Origin of the sequence: Synechococcus sp. MU1648 (assembly GCF_023630615.1) — a bacterium.
Lineage (GTDB): Bacteria > Cyanobacteriota > Cyanobacteriia > PCC-6307 > Cyanobiaceae > Parasynechococcus.
Window position 1 is genome coordinate 438,647 of the sequence record NZ_JAKUHI010000001.1, and the last position, 18,615, is coordinate 457,261.

The window sequence follows — 18,615 nt, forward strand, 5'->3', positions numbered from 1 at the left end:
TCCTGACATTGGTGATCAGACTTGGGACCTGACCGCTCTGCAGAACGCGCTTCCGGCAATCACCCTGCCCAGCGCAAAACCACACTCAAGTGGGACGACAACGGTGAACTGACTGCCGTTGATATGGCACGGATTATTGACAGGCTCACCCAGCCAGAGCTTCGACGTTGCGATCTGGACCCGACCTGAAACTCAGCTTGGCGCCATCGCCTGCTTTGCGGACTGGTAGAAGCTCAGATCAATGTCAGAGCGTCCTTCTGAATTCGCCATCGCCTCAACGCGTTTGCGTACAGAAGGACGCACGAAGAAAGGAACATCTTTTTTAAGGGCTGCCAGGGCATCTGGTTGCCAGTCCATCCGACCAAAACCGTTGCACCCATGATCCGGCACGAACGTGCCGAATTGCGGCACCAAAGGGGCGACCGGTTGAAAGCGAAGCATTGAACCGTTGGATCAGTTGCACTGATCCCTTGATTTCACAACGTCACCTGCGGCAGGAATCCCGCCGCGTGCTGCCCCCCTGCATTGCGCGGCGCAATCAACAGGTGCTTGAACACCTCGGTCTGGCCCACTGTGCGGCCCGTCGCCAACAGAAACGCGGGCCTGAGGAATTTGACGACCTCATTCAGGAGTCGCGGTTTGGGTTGATTCGAGGTCTTGATCTGTTTGATCCACAACGGGGCATCCGACCCAGCAGCTATCTCCTTTCCCGAGCCACAGGTCAGATCCTTCATTACCGCCGCGATCGTGCCCGAACCATTCGGATTCCCTGGAGGTTGCGGGATCTGTACGCCGCAGGGAAGAAGATTCAACGTGAACGCGAACAGAACCAGGAACCTGCCCTCAGTGATCAGGCTCTTGCCGCAGAACTGTCTGTACGCCCTGAACGGTGGGCCGCTGCCGTTCAGAGCCATGGGGCTAGTCAGGTCTTCGACCTGAGTGCCAGCCATATGGAACCAACACAACCTTGCGAGGACGATGAGCAACTGAGCTGGTTGAAAAGCGTTCTGCACCAAGTGGACGGCATGCCGGGCAAGGTGTTGCAGGCCCACTTGATCGAACGCAAGAGCATCAAAGACCTGTCTGAAGCCTTGAACTGCAGCCGTGTCTCCTTGCGGATTCATCTGAAAGTGGGACTGAAGCTCCTGAGGCAATGGGCCCAGCGCGATGGTCTGATGCCCATCCAGACAAGCTGATCAAAGCGCCATCAGCAACATGGCCAGGAGAGCGGCCAGCAGGGTCTGGAGAGCATTGACCAGCTCATTGCTCAACCAGGCCACGCGATCCTGCACCAGGGCGCCAAGCAGGCTTTCGGCAAGGGTGGCCAGCAGACCAACCACCATCACCAGCCCAGCCAAGGGCCAAGAGGGAAGCAGCTGAAGCGCCAGCATCACGAGGGTCATCACAATGCTGCCGACGGCACTCGCCAGCGTTCCCTCAAGGCTGATGGCCCCCTCCGTTCCCGGCGGAACCGGGCGCAGGCTAGTGATTAAAACCGTGGTGCGACCGAAGCGTTTGCCGATCTCGCTGCCAAAGGTATCGGCGAGCTTGGCGGCAAAACTTGCGGCAAAACCAACCATCAGCAGTGCGCGGGGCTCGACACCGGCGCCGATGAGCAACGCCAGCAACGCTCCAACCGCTGCCGAACCCCAGACATTTTCTGGGCCCCGCTGACCACCGCGGGCTTCGGCGAGGCCGCGGCTCTGCTTGTTCTGAAAACCGATCTTGGTGACCAGAGTTCCCAGGCTGAGGTATGCCACAACGGCAAGCCAGCCCGACCAACCAAGACAACCCCAAAGGATCGTGCCTAGCGCTGCCGCATGAACCCAGCCACTACGGGTGAGCAAGGGTGTTCGCTGCGCCAAAGCAATCAAGACCGTGTTCACCACCAGGGCCTGAATCCAGAGTCCAGACATCACACCGTGTTGCAGTGCCCTAAGCATCTCCTGCCTTCGGGCTTAGCAGAGGGAGAATCGGTTTCGTTCGTTCTCTGGTCGACCGGATGGTGTTCAACAGAAACAAGGGCTTTTTCCTCACCCTGGATGACGCCGCCGCTCCGGCCACCCTTGAGGTGCCTCAGAAAGAGGCTTCCCAGGAGAAGCAAGCAACACCTGAGCCCTCGGTAGCCACCACCAAGCTGGAGGCTCCCAAGCCCACAGCCACTGCTCCTGCGGCTGCTCCCAAGGCTGCTCCTGTTGCCAAGGCTGCTCCTGTTGCTGAACCCAAGGGTGAAGACCGTCCGCAGTCCTCATCTGGGATGACCACTGCGGAAGCCATCGCAGCGGAACTCGCCGCAGCGGACGCATCACGTCCTGCCGTTACTTACACAACCTTCGCTCCCAGCAACCTCGCCCCAGGTGGCGGATTGCGCCAGCGCAGCCGTCGTCCCGGAGCCGCTCTGAAATCCTTCCGAGGAATTGCCCAGGATCTGTTCAAGAGCTGATCAGCCCATCGCGCCAACGCACCAGTTCCACCGCACCCGCAACCGCCGCTGTGGAACTTCGCAGGATCGACGATCCCAGCTGGATGGGATGAACGCTTGCTTCGGTAAGCAATCTTTTCTCGGCGGTCGTCCAACCTCCTTCCGGACCGATCACCAACCAGGTGAGTTGAAGGGGGTCGCCCTTTTGGACCAACCATTGATTCAACGCCGGAGGTTCTATCTCACGGGTCACACCCACCAGACGCTGGCCTTGGTCATCTCCCATCCATTGGGATAACTCCTCCACAGCAAGCAGCTGTGGCATCCACAACCGCTCGCACTGTTCCACAGCTTCACGAACGATGGAGGCCCAGCGCTCCGGTCGATGTTCGGCCTGGGGAACACAGCGCTCACAACGGATTGGCTGAATGCGATCAATGCCGAGCTCGCAAGCCATCCGGATCACCTCATCCATCCCCCGCCGCATCAGGGCCACGGCCAAACCAAGCTGAGGTTGAGGCGGCGCCTCAATGTGTACCGCGGTCGGGTCGATCTCAAGCAGGTTGGATTCCAGCAGTGTTGCGACTGATAGACGACCGCAACCATCGGTGACATCCACCCGTCCACCACAGCGCAAACGCAACACCCGCCTGAGGTAATGCTGCTCTTCAGTGTTGAGCAGCACTGGGCCACCGGCCATCAAACGATCCGGCGTCAGGAGCAGCCTGCGGCGTTCAGCCACCAGCAGGGAAAACGCTGTCGGGATGCTCTTCCACGGGCCAATTTTCGTTGATCCCGCCAACGACAAGCTCCTCGAGCTGCACCACGTCGGAATCCAACTGGCGTAGCGCATTGATCAGCACGTCAATCGCGACACCATCCGAGGTCCCGAGATCTACCCAGCAACGTCCCCATTCCTGCTGGTATTCCAGCTGCCCCATGTTGTGCATCAGGGCCGGCATCGCCGACTCAGCAGCAGCATCGTCATAGGTCATCCAACTCAGATCAGCCCCTGCGTCATGGACCTGAAGGTTCTCGGCATTGAAGCCACCGAGACGTCCGATGACATACCAGCTATCGAACACACCATCGACATAATTCCGCTCCCCTTGACTGGGTGGTTCCGAGAATCGAATCCACAACCAGCAATTAAAGGGATCGACTTCACGAAAACGAATGTCCATGGGGCCATTGCGACAGCTGCATCATCGTTCAAGCTGATCAAATGCTCGAGCTCTCAGGCATCACCTATGCACCCGCGACGGCTGGCGCTCGCATCCTGGACGGTGTCAGTTTTCAGACGCAAAAGGGACGACCGCTTCTGATCGCTGGAGCCAGTGGATCTGGCAAAACCTCGCTGTTGGAGATCATCAGCGGACTGGCGTCGCCAACATCCGGCAGCATCCACTGGAATGGCAGTTCCATGAAACGCCGGCAGCTTCGCTGGCTTTGCGGCATCGTCTTCCAGTTTCCGGAACGCCATTTCCTCGGCCTGAGCGTCACTCAGGAACTGCGTCTAGGGCATCGCCGACTCGGCCATGAGCAGGAAAACAACGTGCTAGCACGCGTCGGACTCAGCCAAATCGGAACCACGACGGCTCCGGAACGACTGAGCGGCGGTCAACAACGGCGGCTCGCCCTTGCCGTTCAAATGCTCCGAGGAGCTGAAGTTTTGCTGCTGGACGAACCCACCGCAGGCTTGGATTGGTCGGTCCGTAGCGACGTGCTCGATTTACTCGCCAACCTGGCCCATGAGCAAGTGCTGATCGTGGTCACCCACGAACCTGAGCTCTTCCAGGACTGGGACTGCCAGCGACTGCGCTTGCAGGGCGGTCGGCTCGAACCGATGACTACATTGCCCTGAGCTTCCGAGAGGACATGGCCGACCGGCTGGTACGCGCAACAGCCGCTGAAGGCGGTATCCGGTTGGTCGCGGTCTCAACAACAAACATCCTGCGGGAGGCAAGGGAGCGCCATGGGCTGTCGTTCCTCACCAGCGTGATGCTCGGACGAGCCATGACTGCTGGCCTGATGCTGGCCAGTTCGATGAAGGTTCGCCACGCACGGGTGAATCTTCGTTTTGGCTCAGACGGACCGATCAAAGGCTTGATGGTGGATGCCGGTCGCAATGGAACTGTTCGCGGCTACGTCGGAGAGCCTGCTCTTGAACTCGATCCCATCAAGGACGAGACAGGCCATTTCAGCTTCAACTTCAAGGAGGCTGCTGGCACCGGCTATCTCCATGTCATGCGTGACGACGGGAAGGGTGAACCCTTCAACAGCACGGTTGAGCTGGTGAGTGGTGGCATTGGCGAGGATGTTGCCTCCTATCTGCTGCACTCCGAACAAACCCCTTCCGCCGTGTTTGTGGGGGAACAGATCAACAGCCAAGGCATCCATGCCAGTGGTGGGCTCCTGGTTCAGATCCTTCCCAAAGCTGCCGAAGAGCCGGCGTTGGTTGAGCTGATTGAACAGCGTTGCCGCGAAATTTCAGGGTTCAGTCAGCGGCTTGCCGAAAGTGGCGACCAGCTTGAGGACCTTCTTCGGGATGTTTTTCCCGACCTTGATCCCAAGCCCCTCGACGACGCCGAAGCAAGTCAGGAACTTCGTTTCTTTTGCCCCTGCAGCCGTGAACGCAGCAAGGCTGCTCTACTGCTGCTCGGCAGACAGGAGCTCTCTGATATGCGTGACAAGGATGGAGGCGCCGAGCTGACCTGCCATTTCTGCAGCAACCGCTATGACGTCAGTGCTGCGGAACTGCAGGAGTTGATTGATGCGTTGCCGGAAGCCGCCTGAGGCTTAAGCCAGAAAAAGAGCAGCAGCCCATAGCAAGAGACCAGCCGGCAGTGCTTGGATCTGAAGAGGACTAAGCGCCAGCTGCTCGAAAGCGGTGGGAGACAGCGCCAGATTCAGCAATGAGCCTGCAGCCAAACCAATGCTCAGCACGAGCAATGTCCATCCCAGGGATGCCAGCGGGCGACGACCACGGCGGATCTGACTGAGGAACACACCGATCGTGGCCAGAGCAAGGACAAGCTGAATGCTGGCGGCAGAGATCACCAGAAGAACGACGGCGATGATCCCGGCGATGATTCGCACTGAACGCCCTTGCCCCTCCACCAGGGCCCAGTCCGGCTTGAGGCCGGAGAGAGATTGGGAGGGATCCGGCAACTTGTTGCGGAGGTTCGCAAAGACATTGGTCATCGGAACCTGGGCAGGCAGCGAAGGCAGCGATCCTGCGGACGCCTCCCGCTCAGATGCTGTCGCTGCTGCTGCGCTGACTTGCCCCTGCTGACGGTCACGGAGACGGGCCATCAAAACAGCGTCATAAGCCGCTTCGATTTTTGCCCTGGCCTGATCATCTCCTGAGACTTCGGCCAGACATCGAACCTTGGCTGCTTGAACCTGTTCGAAACCAGCATCACGACTCAGGCCGAGACGAACGAAAGGATCATCCGAGCTTGCGTCGGGACCAGATTCACCAAGGGCTGCCATCGCGTCGATCCGGTTCTTCAGATGAGCGTATCGGGGACCGTTCAGAACAGGGGCGCACCGTGACGAAAACCTTCGCTTCGCTCTAGCCGGCTGCGGCAACTGAGGGCATCCACGCGGTTCAACCAGGAACGACGCTTGATCAACGGCATTTGTGGAGGCAGGTGGTACCCCTCGAGCATTTCCACTGATTCCTCATCGCCGCGAAAACACACGTATTCCGTGCCACCGTCAGCGTTGTTCTTCAGCAGCCAGAACGTACTCACGAGAGTTGTCGTCGAAGCACGATTCTGGCGAGCGGGACGCGCAGGTGTGGGTGAGGCGACCCACTGCGGACAACGACGCAACGGTCAAAGACTGATCGGCTCCACTCCACTCACCACAGGGGCAACACTGCTTAGTTCAAGATCGGGATGATCCTCCTTGAGTTGGTTGAGATTCCACTCGTTCTTGAACAGCAGAACAGGACGATTCCAAGCATCGCGGACGGCTTTGCAATTGAAAATCCGACCCACCTTGTCGAGTTCGGTCCATCCGCCGTTGATCCAACGCGCGACCTGGAAACCCATTGGCTCCAGACGAGTTTCCACGCCGTATTCATTTTCGAGCCGGTGCTGAACAACCTCGAGTTGAAGTTGTCCGACAGCGGCCAAAATCGGATCCCGCTTGCTCTCATCCGTGTCGTAGAGGATCTGCACCGCCCCCTCTTCCCGAAGCTCGTTCACCCCTTTACGGAAATTTTTGAATGCCGAAGGGTTGGGGTTCCGCAGCCAGCTAAAAATCTCCGGACTGAAACAGGGAATGCCCTCATATTCGACTTTTGACCCCACATAAAGTGTGTCTCCAATGGAAAACATGCCCGGATTGTTGAGACCGATCACGTCTCCCGGATAGGCATCCTCGACAACGGCTCGGTCTTGACCAAAGAGCTTTTGGGGTCGTGAAAGGCGAATGGCCTTGCCCGTGCGGGCATGCTTCACCGTCATGTCCTTTTCGAAACGACCACTGCAGACCCGGACGAAGGCCACACGGTCGCGATGCCTGGGGTCCATGTTGGCCTGGAGCTTGAACACGAAGCCGCTGAAACCCTCCCGCAGCGGATCCACCAGGCCGTCGCTGCTGGATCGGGCGATGGGTCGTTGCGCCATCTCGAGAAAGGCATCGAGGAAAGGGCGAACCCCAAAGTTGGTCATGGCTGAGCCAAAGAACACCGGAGTGAGCTCACCGGCATGAACCATCTCGATATCAAGCTCGGCTCCAGCCACATCCAGCAATTCCATCTCTTCAATGGCTAGGTCCAGGAGCTCGGCTTCCACCAGCTCCCGCAGTTCTGGATCCTCCAAAGAAAGGCGTTGCTCGCTGGCCTGTTTACCCCGCTCAGCGCGAGTAAACAGAACCACTTCACGGCTGCGACGGTCGATCACACCGCGAAATTGCTCCCCACTGCCGATGGGCCAGTTCACGGCCCAGGGTGTCAGACCTAACTCCGACTCAATCTCATCGAGCAGGGTGAGCGGTTCCCGACCCGGTCGGTCCATCTTGTTGATGAAGGTGAAAATCGGGATCTGACGCATGCGGCAGACCTCGAACAACTTCCGGGTCTGAGGCTCGAGACCTTTGGCGGCGTCCTCAAGCATCACGGCATTATCTGCCGCAGCCAGGGTGCGATAAGTGTCTTCAGAAAAATCTTGGTGACCTGGGGTATCCAGGAGATTGATGGTGGTGGCGTCGTAATCGAACTGAAGCACCGTTGAGGTGATGGAGATCCCGCGTTGTTTCTCCAGTTCCATCCAGTCGGAGGTCACCTTGCGCTGTTCACCCCGCGCTTTCACGGCACCGGCCTGCTGAATGGCACCGCCATAGAGCAGCAATTTCTCGGTGAGTGTCGTTTTTCCCGCGTCAGGGTGGGAAATGATTGCAAAGTTGCGACGGCGATCCACCGCCGAGGCCAGAACTTCGGTCAGATCGCCGTCGGTGGTCACTTGACTGCCGCTCATCGGATTTCAGGAGTCCACTAAGCCTGACACCACCAGATAACGGTCGTCCTCCGCGGCAACCGCCAACTGGTCGAGACCCACCGTGCGGAGCTCCGCGGTGACCTCCTGAGGCTCGAAGGCCGCTGCTAGAGAGGCGGCGAAGTCGTGCTGCAACACCCGTGGAGCAGACGGAAGGTGCTTCAACAACAGTTGCTGGACCTCAGCAGACGACGCCGGCCGCCGAAGATCTCGATGAAAAACTCGACAACCAGGAGCAGCCAAACCTCGGGTGACCTTCCAAAGAAGGTCGGGTTGATGCAAGTGATGCAAGAGGCTGTTGCTGACAACCAAATCAGCCTTCCCCAGAAGAGTTCCTTGCAGAACCTCCTGGAGGGTCAGACAAAGGAACGAAATTTCCAGGCTTTGCCGCTGCGCCCGTTGGCGGGCCAAGACCAACATGGCTTCTGCACCATCAATGCCAATGATTCGTGCATGGGGAAAGAGTTCGGCAAGCCGAAGCGTGATGTTGCCCGGTCCGCAACCCAGATCAACCACCAGCGGCTCAGGCGGCAAAGGTGATGTGCGATCGATGAGCTGCTGGACCCCCTCAACAGTGGTGCGATCGCCTGAACTGAAGTCAGCGGCGGCATAGGCCTGAACCTGCGCATCACCATTCATCAACTCAGGCTCTAAGCACCGCTGCATCATTTGCTGCTGATTCAGAGGCCAGTTTGAACGGGACACTGTTGATGGTGGTGAAGAGACCTTGCCGCCACCATTGGTGGCGTTAGGGTTTCGCTACTTGTCCTTTGATCCAGCACCGCACGTGACTCTCACCCCAAACCGTGTGGAGACCTCTGCGGGACCTGTCGCCGGGTTCGGCGACTTCCCCGCAACGGCACCAGCTGCCAACCCGGTCTTCTACCGCACATACAGTCGGAAAACCCCTGGTGGCCGTGAGAGCTGGAGTCAGGTCGGCAGCAGAAACCTCGAAGGTCTCCGTCAGTTGGGCAACCTCAATACCGAGGAAGTTGCCCTCTTGGCACGCATGCAAGCCGAGAAGAAAGCTCTTCCCTCAGGCCGCTGGCTGTGGATCGGTGGAACCCGGTGGATCGAACAGCCCGAGAACTTCTCCGGCTCATACAACTGCACCTCCACCAACCTCGTCGACTGGAAGGCCTTCAGTCTGATGATGGACCTGGCGATGATGGGCTGCGGTACGGGCGCCATCATTGAGCCGCACCTGATCGATCGGCTTCCTGTGGTGCGCAACACCCTTGAAGTCCTCAGCGTCAGCGACATCGGCATTACACCAGCAGCCGAGCGTCAGGATGCCTGCAGCCACAGCATTGATGGCAACAAGGTGAGCATCAAGGTGGGCGACACCCGCCGCGGCTGGGTGGACAGTTATCAGCTCATGTTGGAGCTCAGCAGCGATGAACGCTTCAACGGCGATCCGATTCAGATCGTTGTAGACCTCAGCGATGTGCGCCCCGTCGGGGAAACCCTGAAAGGTTTCGGCGGCATGGCCAATCCTGTGAAGTTGAAGGATCTCTACGGTCGTGTGGCCCGACTGCTCAACAAGGCCAAAGGACGCCGCCTGACTTCGGTGGAGTGCTGCTTACTCATCGACGAAGCCGCTGTCACGATCGTTGCCGGCAACATTCGTCGCAGTGCTGGCATGCGTCAGTTCGCTGCCGATGACTTGGCCGCGGCTTCCTCCAAGGACAACCTCTGGCAGCAAGACGAGGACGGCAACTGGCGGATCGATCCCGAGCGTGATGCGCTCCGAATGGCCAATCACACCCGCGTTTATCACACACGACCCACCAAAGAGGTGGTGCACGCGGCGGTGACCAAGCAGTTCCAATCGGGGGAAGGCGCCATCCAGTTCGCCCCCGAAGCCATTGCACGCTCCAATGCCGATCTGCTCAGCACCCCTGAACTGCGCAGTGAGTTCATCGAGATTTACTGCGACCAAGGTCGCGAAGAGGCCGGTCGTTGGCTGGCCGACAACCATGGCCCCATCGGAACCGAGGAGCTGGAGCACCGCCTCAGCCGTTATGGGCTGAACCCCTGTGGCGAAATCCTCGGTGCCGACTTCCACTGCAACCTCGCCGAGGTGCATCTCAACCAGATCGACCCCAGCGATGAGGAAGGGCAGGCCGACGCCTTCCGCGCTGGAGCCCTGTCGGTGGCCTGTCTGCTCAACCATCGCTTCGAGGTTGAGCGTTATCGCCAGAGCCGTGAGTGGGACCCGATCGTGGGTGTCAGCTTCACGGGTCTGTTCGACTTCTTTGTACATGCCTTCGGATCTGAATGGCTGCGCTGGTGGGAAGCCGGACGCCCTGAGACCGAGGAAGGCCTTCGCTTCAAGGAGCAGGAAGCCGCATACCTGAGCCGCTGGAAAGAGATCGTTAATCAAACGGTGTGGGACTACTGCGACCGCCAGGGCCTACGGCGTCCCAACCGCTGCACCACCGTTCAGCCTGCAGGCACGAAGAGCCTGCTCACCGGAGCAGCCCCTGGCTGGCATCCCCCCAAGGCTCAGCGTTTCATCCGTCGGATCACCTTCCGTAAGGACGATCCTGTGGCCATGGCGTGCATGGACTACGGCTACACCGTCGTGCCGTCACAGTCCGACAAGGACGAGGACGGTCGTTTGCTGAACGATCCCTTTGATCCCCGCTGCACCGAATGGTTGGTGGAGATCCCGACCGAGGTTAGCTGGGCGAATCTGCCTGGAGCTGATGCCGTGGACATCAATGGCTTTAGTGCCATGGCTCAATTCGATTTCTACATGCAGGTGCAACGGCATTACACCGCTCACAACACCTCAGCCACGATCGAATTCAGGGAGCACGAAATTGAACCCTTGGCCGAGGCTCTGCATCAGGCGATGGAGAACGGAGAGGGCTACATCTCTGCGGCACTCCTGGCCCGATTCGATGCCAATGCCACTTTCCCCCGCTTGCCTTTTGAGCCAATCGATTTGGCCACATATGAGGAGCTGCAATCCGCTGTAGTGAAGCGTCGTGTCAGCATTGATTTCTTCGAGGCGCTACAGCGTTACGACCAGGGCGAGCTAACCGAAGCGGGCCCTGCCGGTTGTGATTCAGACAAGTGCCTGCTCCCACTGGCCAAGCCTGAGAGCTGACACCTCATCACGTCCCGATAGAGTTGTTAGGTGTCTTCCGAGGCACCTGACACCCTCTGGAGAGGTGGTCGAGTGGTTTATGGCTCTGGTCTTGAAAACCAGCGTGTCTTCACGGGCACCGTGGGTTCGAATCCCACCCTCTCCGCTTTCAACTACAAAGCACCCAGCGAGTGCTGGAAAGCATTTGGCGGACATCCGCAACATTCCATTAATCGCCAGAACGAACGACCTCTGCTCAGCATCCATGCCCACCGGGACGACTTCACGGATCTAAGGAATTTGGACGCTTAGCCGCTATTGCCACCAGACAGCTCCCTAGCTATCAGTACACCTGTACTGCACGCCAGGTAAGAGATGTCCGTTGATCACAGCATCCTCACCGTCAAAGCTGACGCCCCATACCTGTTTGTCCGCCCTGGACACTTCGTGATCGTTGGTGGTGACCACATCGAACAGGGTGATTGGTGGATGGGCCAGGTGATTTTTTGCGAGGGAAGCGCTCGTCACCCCAAGATCCCGTCCCTGTTCCAGGTGGCTGATGTCGATACAGGAGCGATCAAGTGGATTAATGCCGACGAGGTGACGGATGTGATTTGGTCAATGGATGGATGGCCTACCAGCACCCCCATTTACGAAAAGCACAAGGGATGAGGTCACGAGAAACGTGCCTTCTCCGAACAGCTGGAGGCTGATTGCAAGGGGGGAGACATTGCCGAACATCCACACACTGGTGACGGATCACTGATTGGCATCACCAGCAATTCAGGAGATCTTGCAGACTCCTGCTGATGCATGGGTTTGTTGTGCTGGGTGAATCGCGTCTCAGTGCAGCGGAATGGCGGTTCGCCCTCACGTCATTTACGGCCAAGGTGGCGGTCTTCTGGTTGATTGAGCTGGCGTTCTGTGAATGGGATCCGCAAAGGCGAGTTTGCGATCTGGTGGAGAAGGGCTTCGTCCCCTGCCTAATCACGTATGCGGTGATGGATTTTCTGGTGATTCCGACACTCCGGCGACGCTGGCACCGTTGATGGAAGTGCTGGGCAGTCCAGCGCTATCAGCACTCCGTTGAACATTCGATCAGGGCGTCAGTAACGCACTCCCTTCCACCACAACAGGCATTGCATTGACGGCCTCAACAGACAACCAAGCTCCAGGAGCTTGATAGATCGAAAATACTGTTGAAGTATCAAAGAAATGTTTGTGGTCGACGGCGATGCACCACCGGAGCGATTCGACCACGTTCATACCTTGATAGGCATGGAGACAATATGGAGTTCAGCACCAAATCTCTTAACAAAGAACGGACTTGACCCCAGTCGAAGCAAGGGTCAAATCTCAGCTCTCGTCGGACATCGCTCTGCCCGGCTTCCAAGCCCCTTTAGCAGCTTTGGCACGACCACTATGAGCCGAAAAGTGCGGGATTTCGTCGAAGCCAGCGACAATTTTTCGACATTCACAAATTCCGTTCGAGTCTCGGAATGATTCCCCTCTAGATGGCCTAGCCATGGTCGGCTAAATAGGACGCCTAGACGCTCGTCAGACTCAATCCGTCAGCAGACGAGGCTTCGCTGACGGGCCAAAGCAGCACGGAAAATCTCTGCGGAACCAAATCGCAGGCCATACAGCGTTCAGGCTTTGGCACTTAGTAGAAAGTATGTATGCCGAATGATGGACCGGAACCGGTTCTTGCAATCGATCAGGAGTGGGCTTGAGCATGGGAGTGAAGCCAACGATTGCGAAATTCCGGCCGAGCTAAACATCTATCGTGGCTGGAGACTTGAGTGGGCTTGGCCTGCTTAGGACGGACGGTCGATGCTGCTTCCGTCGAAGTCGAAGATGTAAGCCGACTCCTCCGTCACCAGTTGGCGTATTTCCTGACGGGGGATGTAAAGCAATTCTGTCTCGCCGGCCTTGCAGGCTTCTGCATGTCGGCAGTAGTAACAGGCATAACCAGCACAGGGTTTCTCGACCCTGGGGTCTTGATCGACGCAATGCTCTTCCATCAAAGAGCGCACAAGACGACAACAGAAATGTTGCTTCTGGATTTCCATCAACGTGAAATCCCTCAGCACATCTTGCATGCTGCGGTTTACCGAGGCGCAATACGCTTTCAGCAAAGTGTGCTCTGACTCGGCCATTTTGACGTTGACCACCTTGTCAGCCTGAATTGCAGCCGCACCCATAGCGTCTCCAAGACTATCAATAGATTATAACGACACCGCAAGGGTGTTGAATTTTCTTTTAAAAATAGATCCAACTAACCACAATCAGAGATCGCTCATCAGACTCAAAACGTCTGAGACAGTTGGCTTCGAATTCAACGATCGACAACAGAAAGTTTGCTGCGGCGAGCCTAAGCCAAGGTAGTGAGTCTGAAAGGGTGAACAACACTTTTCCACGATCAACAAAACAACTGGTTAATAGCACAGTTCACACTATTCATGACAGGAGCATGAACCCTAGAGCAAGGCTTCAACCATTGTCAGTTAGAATCAATCACAGCAGTAATAACTGGGTCAACGAACACAACAATCGCGTACTTCCAGCAACGTATTGCTACGGCAACAGTGACAACCACGAAGTTCCTGTCAACCATTCAACCACTCTGTTGCTCAGGTAATTCGAACAAACTAAGCGGGACGCTGATCATCAATATTGGAAACAATCATGTCTCTGAACAATTCATCTGTTCACCCTTTTGACATCCACCCCAGCAAGAGCTCATTGAATTAATGCCCTGATAGAACCAGAGATGCACAGGGGTGGGGCCGGCCCTGCCCAACGACGCAACAGCGCAGAGACGCTCTTGGCCGTAAAGGCAGAACAAAGCGCAGAGCCTCCATCGAGCAACCCAAAAGCAACCCTGCAGCTACTCAAGAGTTGCTTGTGGGTAACTTGGCAGGTACTCTTGAGTTGCTTCGACAGCACACGGGTCATGATCAAAACCTCCACCCGCGAAACCCAGGTCAAGCTCACGGTCTCGGTTCCACCGAGCCTTCATGTTCTGCTACGCAGCTGGGCCCTGTGCGAAGGCCGAGAACTCACCAGTGTTGTGCTTCAGTGCGTTGAGCACTCAGTGCGCCAACTCAAGAGCAATGGCTCTATTCCCAGCGCAGCCATCCGTGCTTACGAAGGTGCCTGTGATGAACGCTTGGCTGTGGGAGGTCTTTGATCGTGCAGATCGAACGGATGGAACAAGCTCTCCAGGCGCCGGTCATGGAAGCAGTGATTGCCCTAAGCGAACGGGTGCAAACTCTTCAGGACAATCCCGAGGGGCGCATCTACACCGCGTATCGCGCCATTGATCAAACTCTCACCATTGGCTATTGCGACAACATCGAAGCGATTGATCAACAGATCCGCGATCGCGATTTTGTCGTCCTCGCTAGTCGTCGGGGAACCCGTCGTGAGCAGCGGTTGCTTCTGCTTACGCTCAAAGAAATCGGGATCACTGGCAGCTATAGCGATAACTGCTTTAAAGCCTCACCCCACACCTTGATTCATCTCAAACACCTCGGCTGGCCTCTTGGCCGCTTGAAGCACAGCATCAACAACAGCAAAACCCGCAAGCGGTTCAACTCTGAGCGGTGATTAAGGAACGACTGCGTTGAACTAACGAGGCCACAGCAGCTGGATCTGATGCAGCTCGATCACCTGAATCCATGGCTCGATAAAGGTCTGCAACGGCCCAGGCCTTGGACGCCGGTTCATCGAGGTGTCGAGGGATGAGATGCAGATGAAGGTGTTGGGCACCTTCACCGAAGGCGATCGCATACACGCGCTCGCACCCGGTGATCTGCTTCACAAGATGACTGGCATCTCTTACTGCGCGTCCCCAGTCTGAGGCCTCCGCCTCAGAGAAATCCACAGGTCCAGAACAGTGGCGTAGTGAATCAAGCAAGAGCCAGCCGGGGAGTGGGGCTGGGTCAGGGTGATGGCGCAGCACCCAGAGCTCAGACCGCCGAATCTCATAACGCTGTCGGGCTGCAGGGTCGGCATGCAGCTGACAAATGGCACAGCTTTCCACGGAGATGGTGTTCAACGGTGCAGGGTTCAACGGCGCACGGCTCCACGGCCGTTGCCGATCAAGCCGAAGTCAATGATGAGTCCGATCAAAACCACCAACAGTCCACTGAAGGAGGAGACTCCTCCAAACGACGCCTCAGCCCAGCAATACCCAAGAGTTGTTGTGGGAAGAAACAACAGGCCAAGAACGGGAAGTACTGGATTGGGAACACTGGTGCCAGTGAATGGCTGCAGAACGAAGCTGCTGTTGATCAACCACATCAACACCAAGACAAGGCGTGGGGCAAGCAAGCCAATCGCCGCAAGAAGACACATCGCGGTAAAGACGCTGCGTCATCCATAGCGCCGTCACCGGAGCAGGAAAGCCTCGTCACCAGAAGATTCAGGTTTCGAAGGAACAATTCATCGCTAACTCGAAGGGAACCGAAGCATCCGGCAGCGACAGCAGGGTGCTGGAAAGCATCGCCAGGTCACCGGGTTGGGTCATTTCTGCCGGTTGTACCGCCGTCACCGCACGAGCCATGTCGGTGTTGACCCAACTGGGACAGATGGCGGTCACGCGAATCCCCTGGTCCCAGCCTTCATTGCGCATGCTCTGACAAAGCGCCATCAAGGCGTATTTACTGACGGGGTATCCCGCCATTCGACCCTTGACGCGCTTGCCACTCATCGACACCAGAACCTGAATCCGCCCATGGCCACAGGACGCCAAGAATGGCCAGCTCGCGCGAGTCAACCACCAAGGCCCCATCACATTGACGGACCAGAGTTCATCCAGGTCGCGCTCTTCGCCATTGGCAAACAGCAGCGGGGTGCGACGCAAAATCCCAGCACAGTGGATCAGGGTGTCGATCTGTCCCCACTGGTGAATGGTGGACTCCACCCAGGCTTCAGCACTCGCGGGATCCCTGGCGTCGTAGGGGTGATGTGCAACACGGTCGACATCAAGTTCGGTTCCCCTGAGTGAATCTGGATCTCGCAAGCCGAGGCTGAGACGATGGCCGTCGTCAATGAGCCGCTTCGCAATGGACCGACCGATGCCCCGACTGGCTCCGGTGAGCAAGACAGTGCGTTGCATCAGGTCACGTTCAAGAGTCGATTGAGAAGAGATTGTGGCGTCGATGCATCCACAAGGAGAGCTCGATTTTGCATCGACATGAATCCTGTCGAGACGCTGTCATCCAGAAACCTGAGCAAGGTGTCGAAGTAGCCATTGACGTTGAGAATGCCGATCGGTTTGGCATGAAAACGAAGCTGAGCCCATGTCAGTGCCTCAAACAACTCCTCCAGCGTTCCTAGACCACCAGGCATTGCAATTACCGCATCAGCCAACTCAATCATCCGCGCTTTGCGCTCATGCATCGAGCCCACAACATCAAGACGGGTCAAGCCGGTGTGAACGACCTCATCGAGCATCAATGGCTCAGGGATCACCCCGATCACCTCACCCCCAGAAGCTAGAGCGGCATCAGCAACAGCACCCATCAAACCAATCCGGGCGCCGCCATAAACCAGGGAGATCTGCTCAGAGGCAAGCAAGGCGCCCAACTCATTCGCGGCAGCCTTGAACAAGAGAGACTCGCCGCTCCGAGAGCCGCAATACACAGCGATCCGATGCATGACGCCCTTGCCGTGATCAGTCCATCTTCTCCTGCAGTGGCTGGCAGAAACGACATCAGTGCAGACAATCGCTACCAATGGCACCTTGTGACCATGACCTCGTCTCGCCTTGAACTGCTGAGCCGTCACCGGATTCGTGACCCAGGGCTTGGCCTCAATGAACCCTCCGGGCTGACATTGAACCGTGATGGATCAGCGCTCTACACCGTCAGTGATGACACCAAGGCGATTTTTAGCCTTGACCTCAAGGGAAGGGTGTCGGTCGCCGACTCTTTCTTCATCGGACTCGACGACCTAGAGGGGATTGCTATCTGCCGCGACGAACGTGAACTGCTCGTGGTGCAGGAGGCGACAAATTCACTTGTGGTGGTGGATCTCTACACCCGGCGTGAACGCTCCCGACGCCCCCTGTCAGCCATGAACAACTACGACACCATCGCTGACTATTTCCCAGATTCTCCAGACAACAATGGATTGGAGGGAATCACCGTGAACAGCAGCAACGACCACGTGTTTGTGGTCAAGGAGCAACGACCAGGTCTGTTGATCGAACTCGACCCCGCTCTCATAACCATTCTTTCAACGAGGGTGCTGCAAGCAGGCCAGGGGTTCACTCACCCCAGGCTCAAGTCCGACAAAATTGATTTTTCCGGGCTGAGTTACGACAGCAGGAATGACACGATCTGGATTGCCAGCGACAAAGGTCAGTGCCTGTTCCAATACGACTGGACACGTGATGTTGTTCTTCAGCGCCTTGATCTCACCATCAACACTGGAGCCAAGGAAAGGCAGATCCGCAAACCCGAGGGCATTGCCTTCGATCCGCAACGGAACAGGATGTATGTGTTGAGCGATCGTGACGCTGATCTCTACGTGTTCAAAGTCCATGACGACAGCTGAGCAGCGCAGAGTCCTGATCACTGGTGCAAGCAGCGGGATCGGGCTTGAAGCAGCAAAGATCCTGCTGGCCCGTGGAGATGAGCTGACCATCCTTTGTCGTAATGCAGAACGGGCCGGTCAAACCCAAGCAGCGTTGTCTGGATCTGTTCAGACCTGTGTTGCAGATCTGGCAGACCTTGGGTCCGTCGCGAAGGCGATCGACCACGTCCGTCAGAGCCACACAACATTTGATGCGATGGTGCTCAATGCGGGGTTGCAATACGCCGGACATCGTTCACCCCGTTGGAGTCAACAAGGCATTGAACTCACCTTTGCGGTGAACCATTTGGCCCATCAACTCCTGGTTGAAAGATTGAAGGAGCACGCCCGAGCCATCGTCATCACCGCCTCTGAGGTGCACAACCCATCCACTGGAGGTGGGCGGGTTGGCCAACCTGCGGGACTCGGCACGATGGAGGGCATTCACCAGGGGCCAGGGGCGGCCATGGTGGACGGCATAAGCCCTTTCAATGCTGATAAGGCCTACAAGGACAGCAAGCTCTGCAATCTGCTGATGGCCCAGGAGATTCATCGCCAAAGTCCTGGAGTGCCTGTGGTGGCATGGAGTCCAGGACTAGTGATTCCTCGGACATCAGACGGTTTTTTCAGGAGTAGTCGCCAAGCCAATCCTCTCGGACAAGCCTTGTTCGGGTTGATCGCCAGAGATCTTTTGAAGTTGACGGAACGTGTTGAACAGGCCGGAGGTCTTTTGGTGCGACTCATCGACGAAGAGCTCAACCAGCCTGGATTCACCTACTGGAGCAACGGGCTGCTGGGGCCCGGACGACATCAATTCAGCCCAACTGAACCTTCCGAAGAAGCATCCGACAGCAACAAAGCGACGACTCTCTGGACGCTGTCGTCCAAACTGATCAAGGCGACGCTTTCAACATAAAACTGTTGTTCAGCCCCATAGAAAGACACACAGACAACAGAAGTACGGCCATCATTTAACTGAAACTTTTCAGCGATCAACTCAGATC

25 protein-coding genes and 1 tRNA gene are annotated in these 18,615 nt (G+C 57.1%); 13 read left to right on the top strand and 13 right to left on the bottom strand.

Features of this window, described 5'->3' with window-relative positions:
* Positions 1–21: 21 nt before the first annotated feature.
* Complete coding sequence (locus tag NCN06_RS02635) at positions 22–189, top strand: DUF8633 family putative protein (protein WP_170952109.1); 168 nt, start codon at positions 22–24, stop codon at positions 187–189.
* Positions 190–192: 3 nt separating this feature from the next.
* Here the strand turns inward: NCN06_RS02635 and NCN06_RS02640 are convergent, their stop codons facing one another.
* Positions 193–441 carry a PCP reductase family protein gene (locus NCN06_RS02640; RefSeq protein WP_350223174.1) on the bottom strand — a complete coding sequence of 83 codons (249 nt, stop codon included), beginning with the start codon at positions 439–441 and terminating at the stop codon, positions 193–195.
* Positions 442–470: 29 nt separating this feature from the next.
* Between NCN06_RS02640 and NCN06_RS02645 the strand changes: the two genes are divergently transcribed.
* On the top strand, positions 471–1,196 hold the full coding sequence (locus NCN06_RS02645; RefSeq protein ID WP_226397681.1) for a sigma-70 family RNA polymerase sigma factor: 726 nt from the start codon (positions 471–473) through the stop codon (positions 1,194–1,196).
* On the opposite strand, the gene NCN06_RS02650 is transcribed toward NCN06_RS02645, so the two are convergent.
* Positions 1,197–1,916 carry a TIGR00297 family protein gene (locus NCN06_RS02650; protein WP_226397682.1) on the bottom strand — a complete coding sequence of 240 codons (720 nt, stop codon included), beginning with the start codon at positions 1,914–1,916 and terminating at the stop codon, positions 1,197–1,199.
* An 86-nt stretch (positions 1,917–2,002) separates the two neighbouring features.
* On the opposite strand from NCN06_RS02650, the gene NCN06_RS02655 reads away from it, so the two are divergent.
* Positions 2,003–2,443 (top strand): hypothetical protein, encoded by a 441-nt coding sequence (locus tag NCN06_RS02655; RefSeq protein WP_226397683.1) that lies wholly within the window; start codon positions 2,003–2,005, stop codon positions 2,441–2,443.
* On the opposite strand, the gene NCN06_RS02660 is transcribed toward NCN06_RS02655, so the two are convergent.
* Together NCN06_RS02660 and NCN06_RS02665 are read right to left on the bottom strand one after the other, a co-directional pair.
* Complete coding sequence (locus NCN06_RS02660; RefSeq protein ID WP_226397684.1) at positions 2,433–3,164, bottom strand: 16S rRNA (uracil(1498)-N(3))-methyltransferase; 732 nt, start codon at positions 3,162–3,164, stop codon at positions 2,433–2,435. The genes NCN06_RS02655 and NCN06_RS02660 overlap by 11 nt on opposite strands.
* Positions 3,157–3,606, bottom strand: coding sequence for a DUF3531 family protein (locus NCN06_RS02665; protein WP_115023212.1), 450 nt, complete (start codon positions 3,604–3,606; stop codon positions 3,157–3,159). Before NCN06_RS02665 ends, NCN06_RS02660 begins: the two co-directional genes overlap by 8 nt.
* A 41-nt stretch (positions 3,607–3,647) precedes the next feature.
* Here NCN06_RS02665 and NCN06_RS02670 point away from each other — a divergent pair, with 41 nt between their 5' ends.
* Positions 3,648–4,286, top strand: a complete 639-nt coding sequence (locus tag NCN06_RS02670; protein ID WP_250398633.1) for an ABC transporter ATP-binding protein — start codon at positions 3,648–3,650, stop codon at positions 4,284–4,286.
* 14 nt (positions 4,287–4,300) lie between these two features.
* Positions 4,301–5,218 carry an Hsp33 family molecular chaperone HslO gene (gene hslO / locus NCN06_RS02675; RefSeq protein WP_226397686.1) on the top strand — a complete coding sequence of 306 codons (918 nt, stop codon included), beginning with the start codon at positions 4,301–4,303 and terminating at the stop codon, positions 5,216–5,218.
* Between the two features lie 3 nt (positions 5,219–5,221).
* On the opposite strand, the gene NCN06_RS02680 is transcribed toward hslO, so the two are convergent.
* From NCN06_RS02680 to NCN06_RS02695, 4 genes are all read right to left on the bottom strand, one after another.
* Positions 5,222–5,917, bottom strand: coding sequence for a CPP1-like family protein (locus tag NCN06_RS02680; RefSeq protein ID WP_226397687.1), 696 nt, complete (start codon positions 5,915–5,917; stop codon positions 5,222–5,224).
* Positions 5,918–5,958: 41 nt separating this feature from the next.
* Entirely contained in the window at positions 5,959–6,180 is a 222-nt protein-coding gene (locus tag NCN06_RS02685) for a hypothetical protein (protein ID WP_226397688.1), read from the bottom strand.
* 84 nt (positions 6,181–6,264) lie between these two features.
* Entirely contained in the window at positions 6,265–7,911 is a 1,647-nt protein-coding gene (locus NCN06_RS02690; RefSeq protein ID WP_226397689.1) for a peptide chain release factor 3, read from the bottom strand.
* A gap of 6 nt (positions 7,912–7,917) precedes the next feature.
* Positions 7,918–8,598: a class I SAM-dependent methyltransferase gene (locus NCN06_RS02695; protein ID WP_226397769.1), complete on the bottom strand. Its 681-nt coding sequence runs from the start codon at positions 8,596–8,598 to the stop codon at positions 7,918–7,920.
* Between the two features lie 118 nt (positions 8,599–8,716).
* Here NCN06_RS02695 and nrdJ point away from each other — a divergent pair, with 118 nt between their 5' ends.
* The 4 genes from nrdJ to NCN06_RS02715 all read left to right on the top strand — a co-directional run bounded on the left by nrdJ (position 8,717) and on the right by NCN06_RS02715 (position 12,075).
* A complete protein-coding gene (gene nrdJ, locus NCN06_RS02700) occupies positions 8,717–11,047 on the top strand; it encodes a ribonucleoside-triphosphate reductase, adenosylcobalamin-dependent (RefSeq protein WP_226397690.1) in 2,331 nt (776 codons plus the stop codon).
* Positions 11,048–11,105: 58 nt separating this feature from the next.
* A tRNA-Ser gene (locus NCN06_RS02705) sits at positions 11,106–11,192 on the top strand.
* A 209-nt stretch (positions 11,193–11,401) separates the two neighbouring features.
* Positions 11,402–11,698 (top strand): DUF3104 domain-containing protein, encoded by a 297-nt coding sequence (locus NCN06_RS02710; protein WP_226397691.1) that lies wholly within the window; start codon positions 11,402–11,404, stop codon positions 11,696–11,698.
* 137 nt (positions 11,699–11,835) lie between these two features.
* Positions 11,836–12,075 (top strand): hypothetical protein, encoded by a 240-nt coding sequence (locus NCN06_RS02715; RefSeq protein ID WP_226397692.1) that lies wholly within the window; start codon positions 11,836–11,838, stop codon positions 12,073–12,075.
* A 768-nt stretch (positions 12,076–12,843) separates the two neighbouring features.
* Here NCN06_RS02715 and NCN06_RS02720 read toward each other — a convergent pair.
* Positions 12,844–13,098 (bottom strand): hypothetical protein, encoded by a 255-nt coding sequence (locus NCN06_RS02720; protein ID WP_250398634.1) that lies wholly within the window; start codon positions 13,096–13,098, stop codon positions 12,844–12,846.
* Positions 13,099–13,982: 884 nt separating this feature from the next.
* Between NCN06_RS02720 and NCN06_RS02725 the strand changes: the two genes are divergently transcribed.
* Both NCN06_RS02725 and NCN06_RS02730 read left to right on the top strand, forming a co-directional pair.
* A complete protein-coding gene (locus NCN06_RS02725) occupies positions 13,983–14,219 on the top strand; it encodes a hypothetical protein (protein WP_115023229.1) in 237 nt (78 codons plus the stop codon).
* 17 nt (positions 14,220–14,236) lie between these two features.
* Entirely contained in the window at positions 14,237–14,638 is a 402-nt protein-coding gene (locus NCN06_RS02730; RefSeq protein ID WP_250398635.1) for a hypothetical protein, read from the top strand.
* On the opposite strand, the gene NCN06_RS02735 is transcribed toward NCN06_RS02730, so the two are convergent.
* The 4 genes from NCN06_RS02735 to NCN06_RS02750 form a co-directional block, all read right to left on the bottom strand.
* Positions 14,622–15,089 carry an HIT family protein gene (locus NCN06_RS02735; RefSeq protein WP_250398636.1) on the bottom strand — a complete coding sequence of 156 codons (468 nt, stop codon included), beginning with the start codon at positions 15,087–15,089 and terminating at the stop codon, positions 14,622–14,624. The two genes, NCN06_RS02730 and NCN06_RS02735, sit on opposite strands and share 17 nt — an antisense overlap.
* A gap of 11 nt (positions 15,090–15,100) precedes the next feature.
* Complete coding sequence (locus NCN06_RS02740) at positions 15,101–15,388, bottom strand: hypothetical protein (protein WP_115023232.1); 288 nt, start codon at positions 15,386–15,388, stop codon at positions 15,101–15,103.
* A 67-nt stretch (positions 15,389–15,455) separates the two neighbouring features.
* A complete protein-coding gene (locus tag NCN06_RS02745; RefSeq protein ID WP_226397695.1) occupies positions 15,456–16,151 on the bottom strand; it encodes an SDR family NAD(P)-dependent oxidoreductase in 696 nt (231 codons plus the stop codon).
* Positions 16,151–16,693, bottom strand: a complete 543-nt coding sequence (locus NCN06_RS02750) for an LOG family protein (protein ID WP_226397696.1) — start codon at positions 16,691–16,693, stop codon at positions 16,151–16,153. Before NCN06_RS02750 ends, NCN06_RS02745 begins: the two co-directional genes overlap by 1 nt.
* Here NCN06_RS02750 and NCN06_RS02755 point away from each other — a divergent pair.
* The gene (locus NCN06_RS02755) at positions 16,688–17,593 is read left to right on the top strand and encodes an SdiA-regulated domain-containing protein (protein ID WP_226397697.1); all 906 of its coding nucleotides are present in this window, start codon (positions 16,688–16,690) and stop codon (positions 17,591–17,593) included. The genes NCN06_RS02750 and NCN06_RS02755 overlap by 6 nt on opposite strands.
* Positions 17,580–18,527 carry an SDR family NAD(P)-dependent oxidoreductase gene (locus NCN06_RS02760; protein WP_226397698.1) on the top strand — a complete coding sequence of 316 codons (948 nt, stop codon included), beginning with the start codon at positions 17,580–17,582 and terminating at the stop codon, positions 18,525–18,527. The genes NCN06_RS02755 and NCN06_RS02760 overlap by 14 nt, the downstream gene beginning before the upstream one ends.
* Positions 18,528–18,615: the final 88 nt, after the last annotated feature.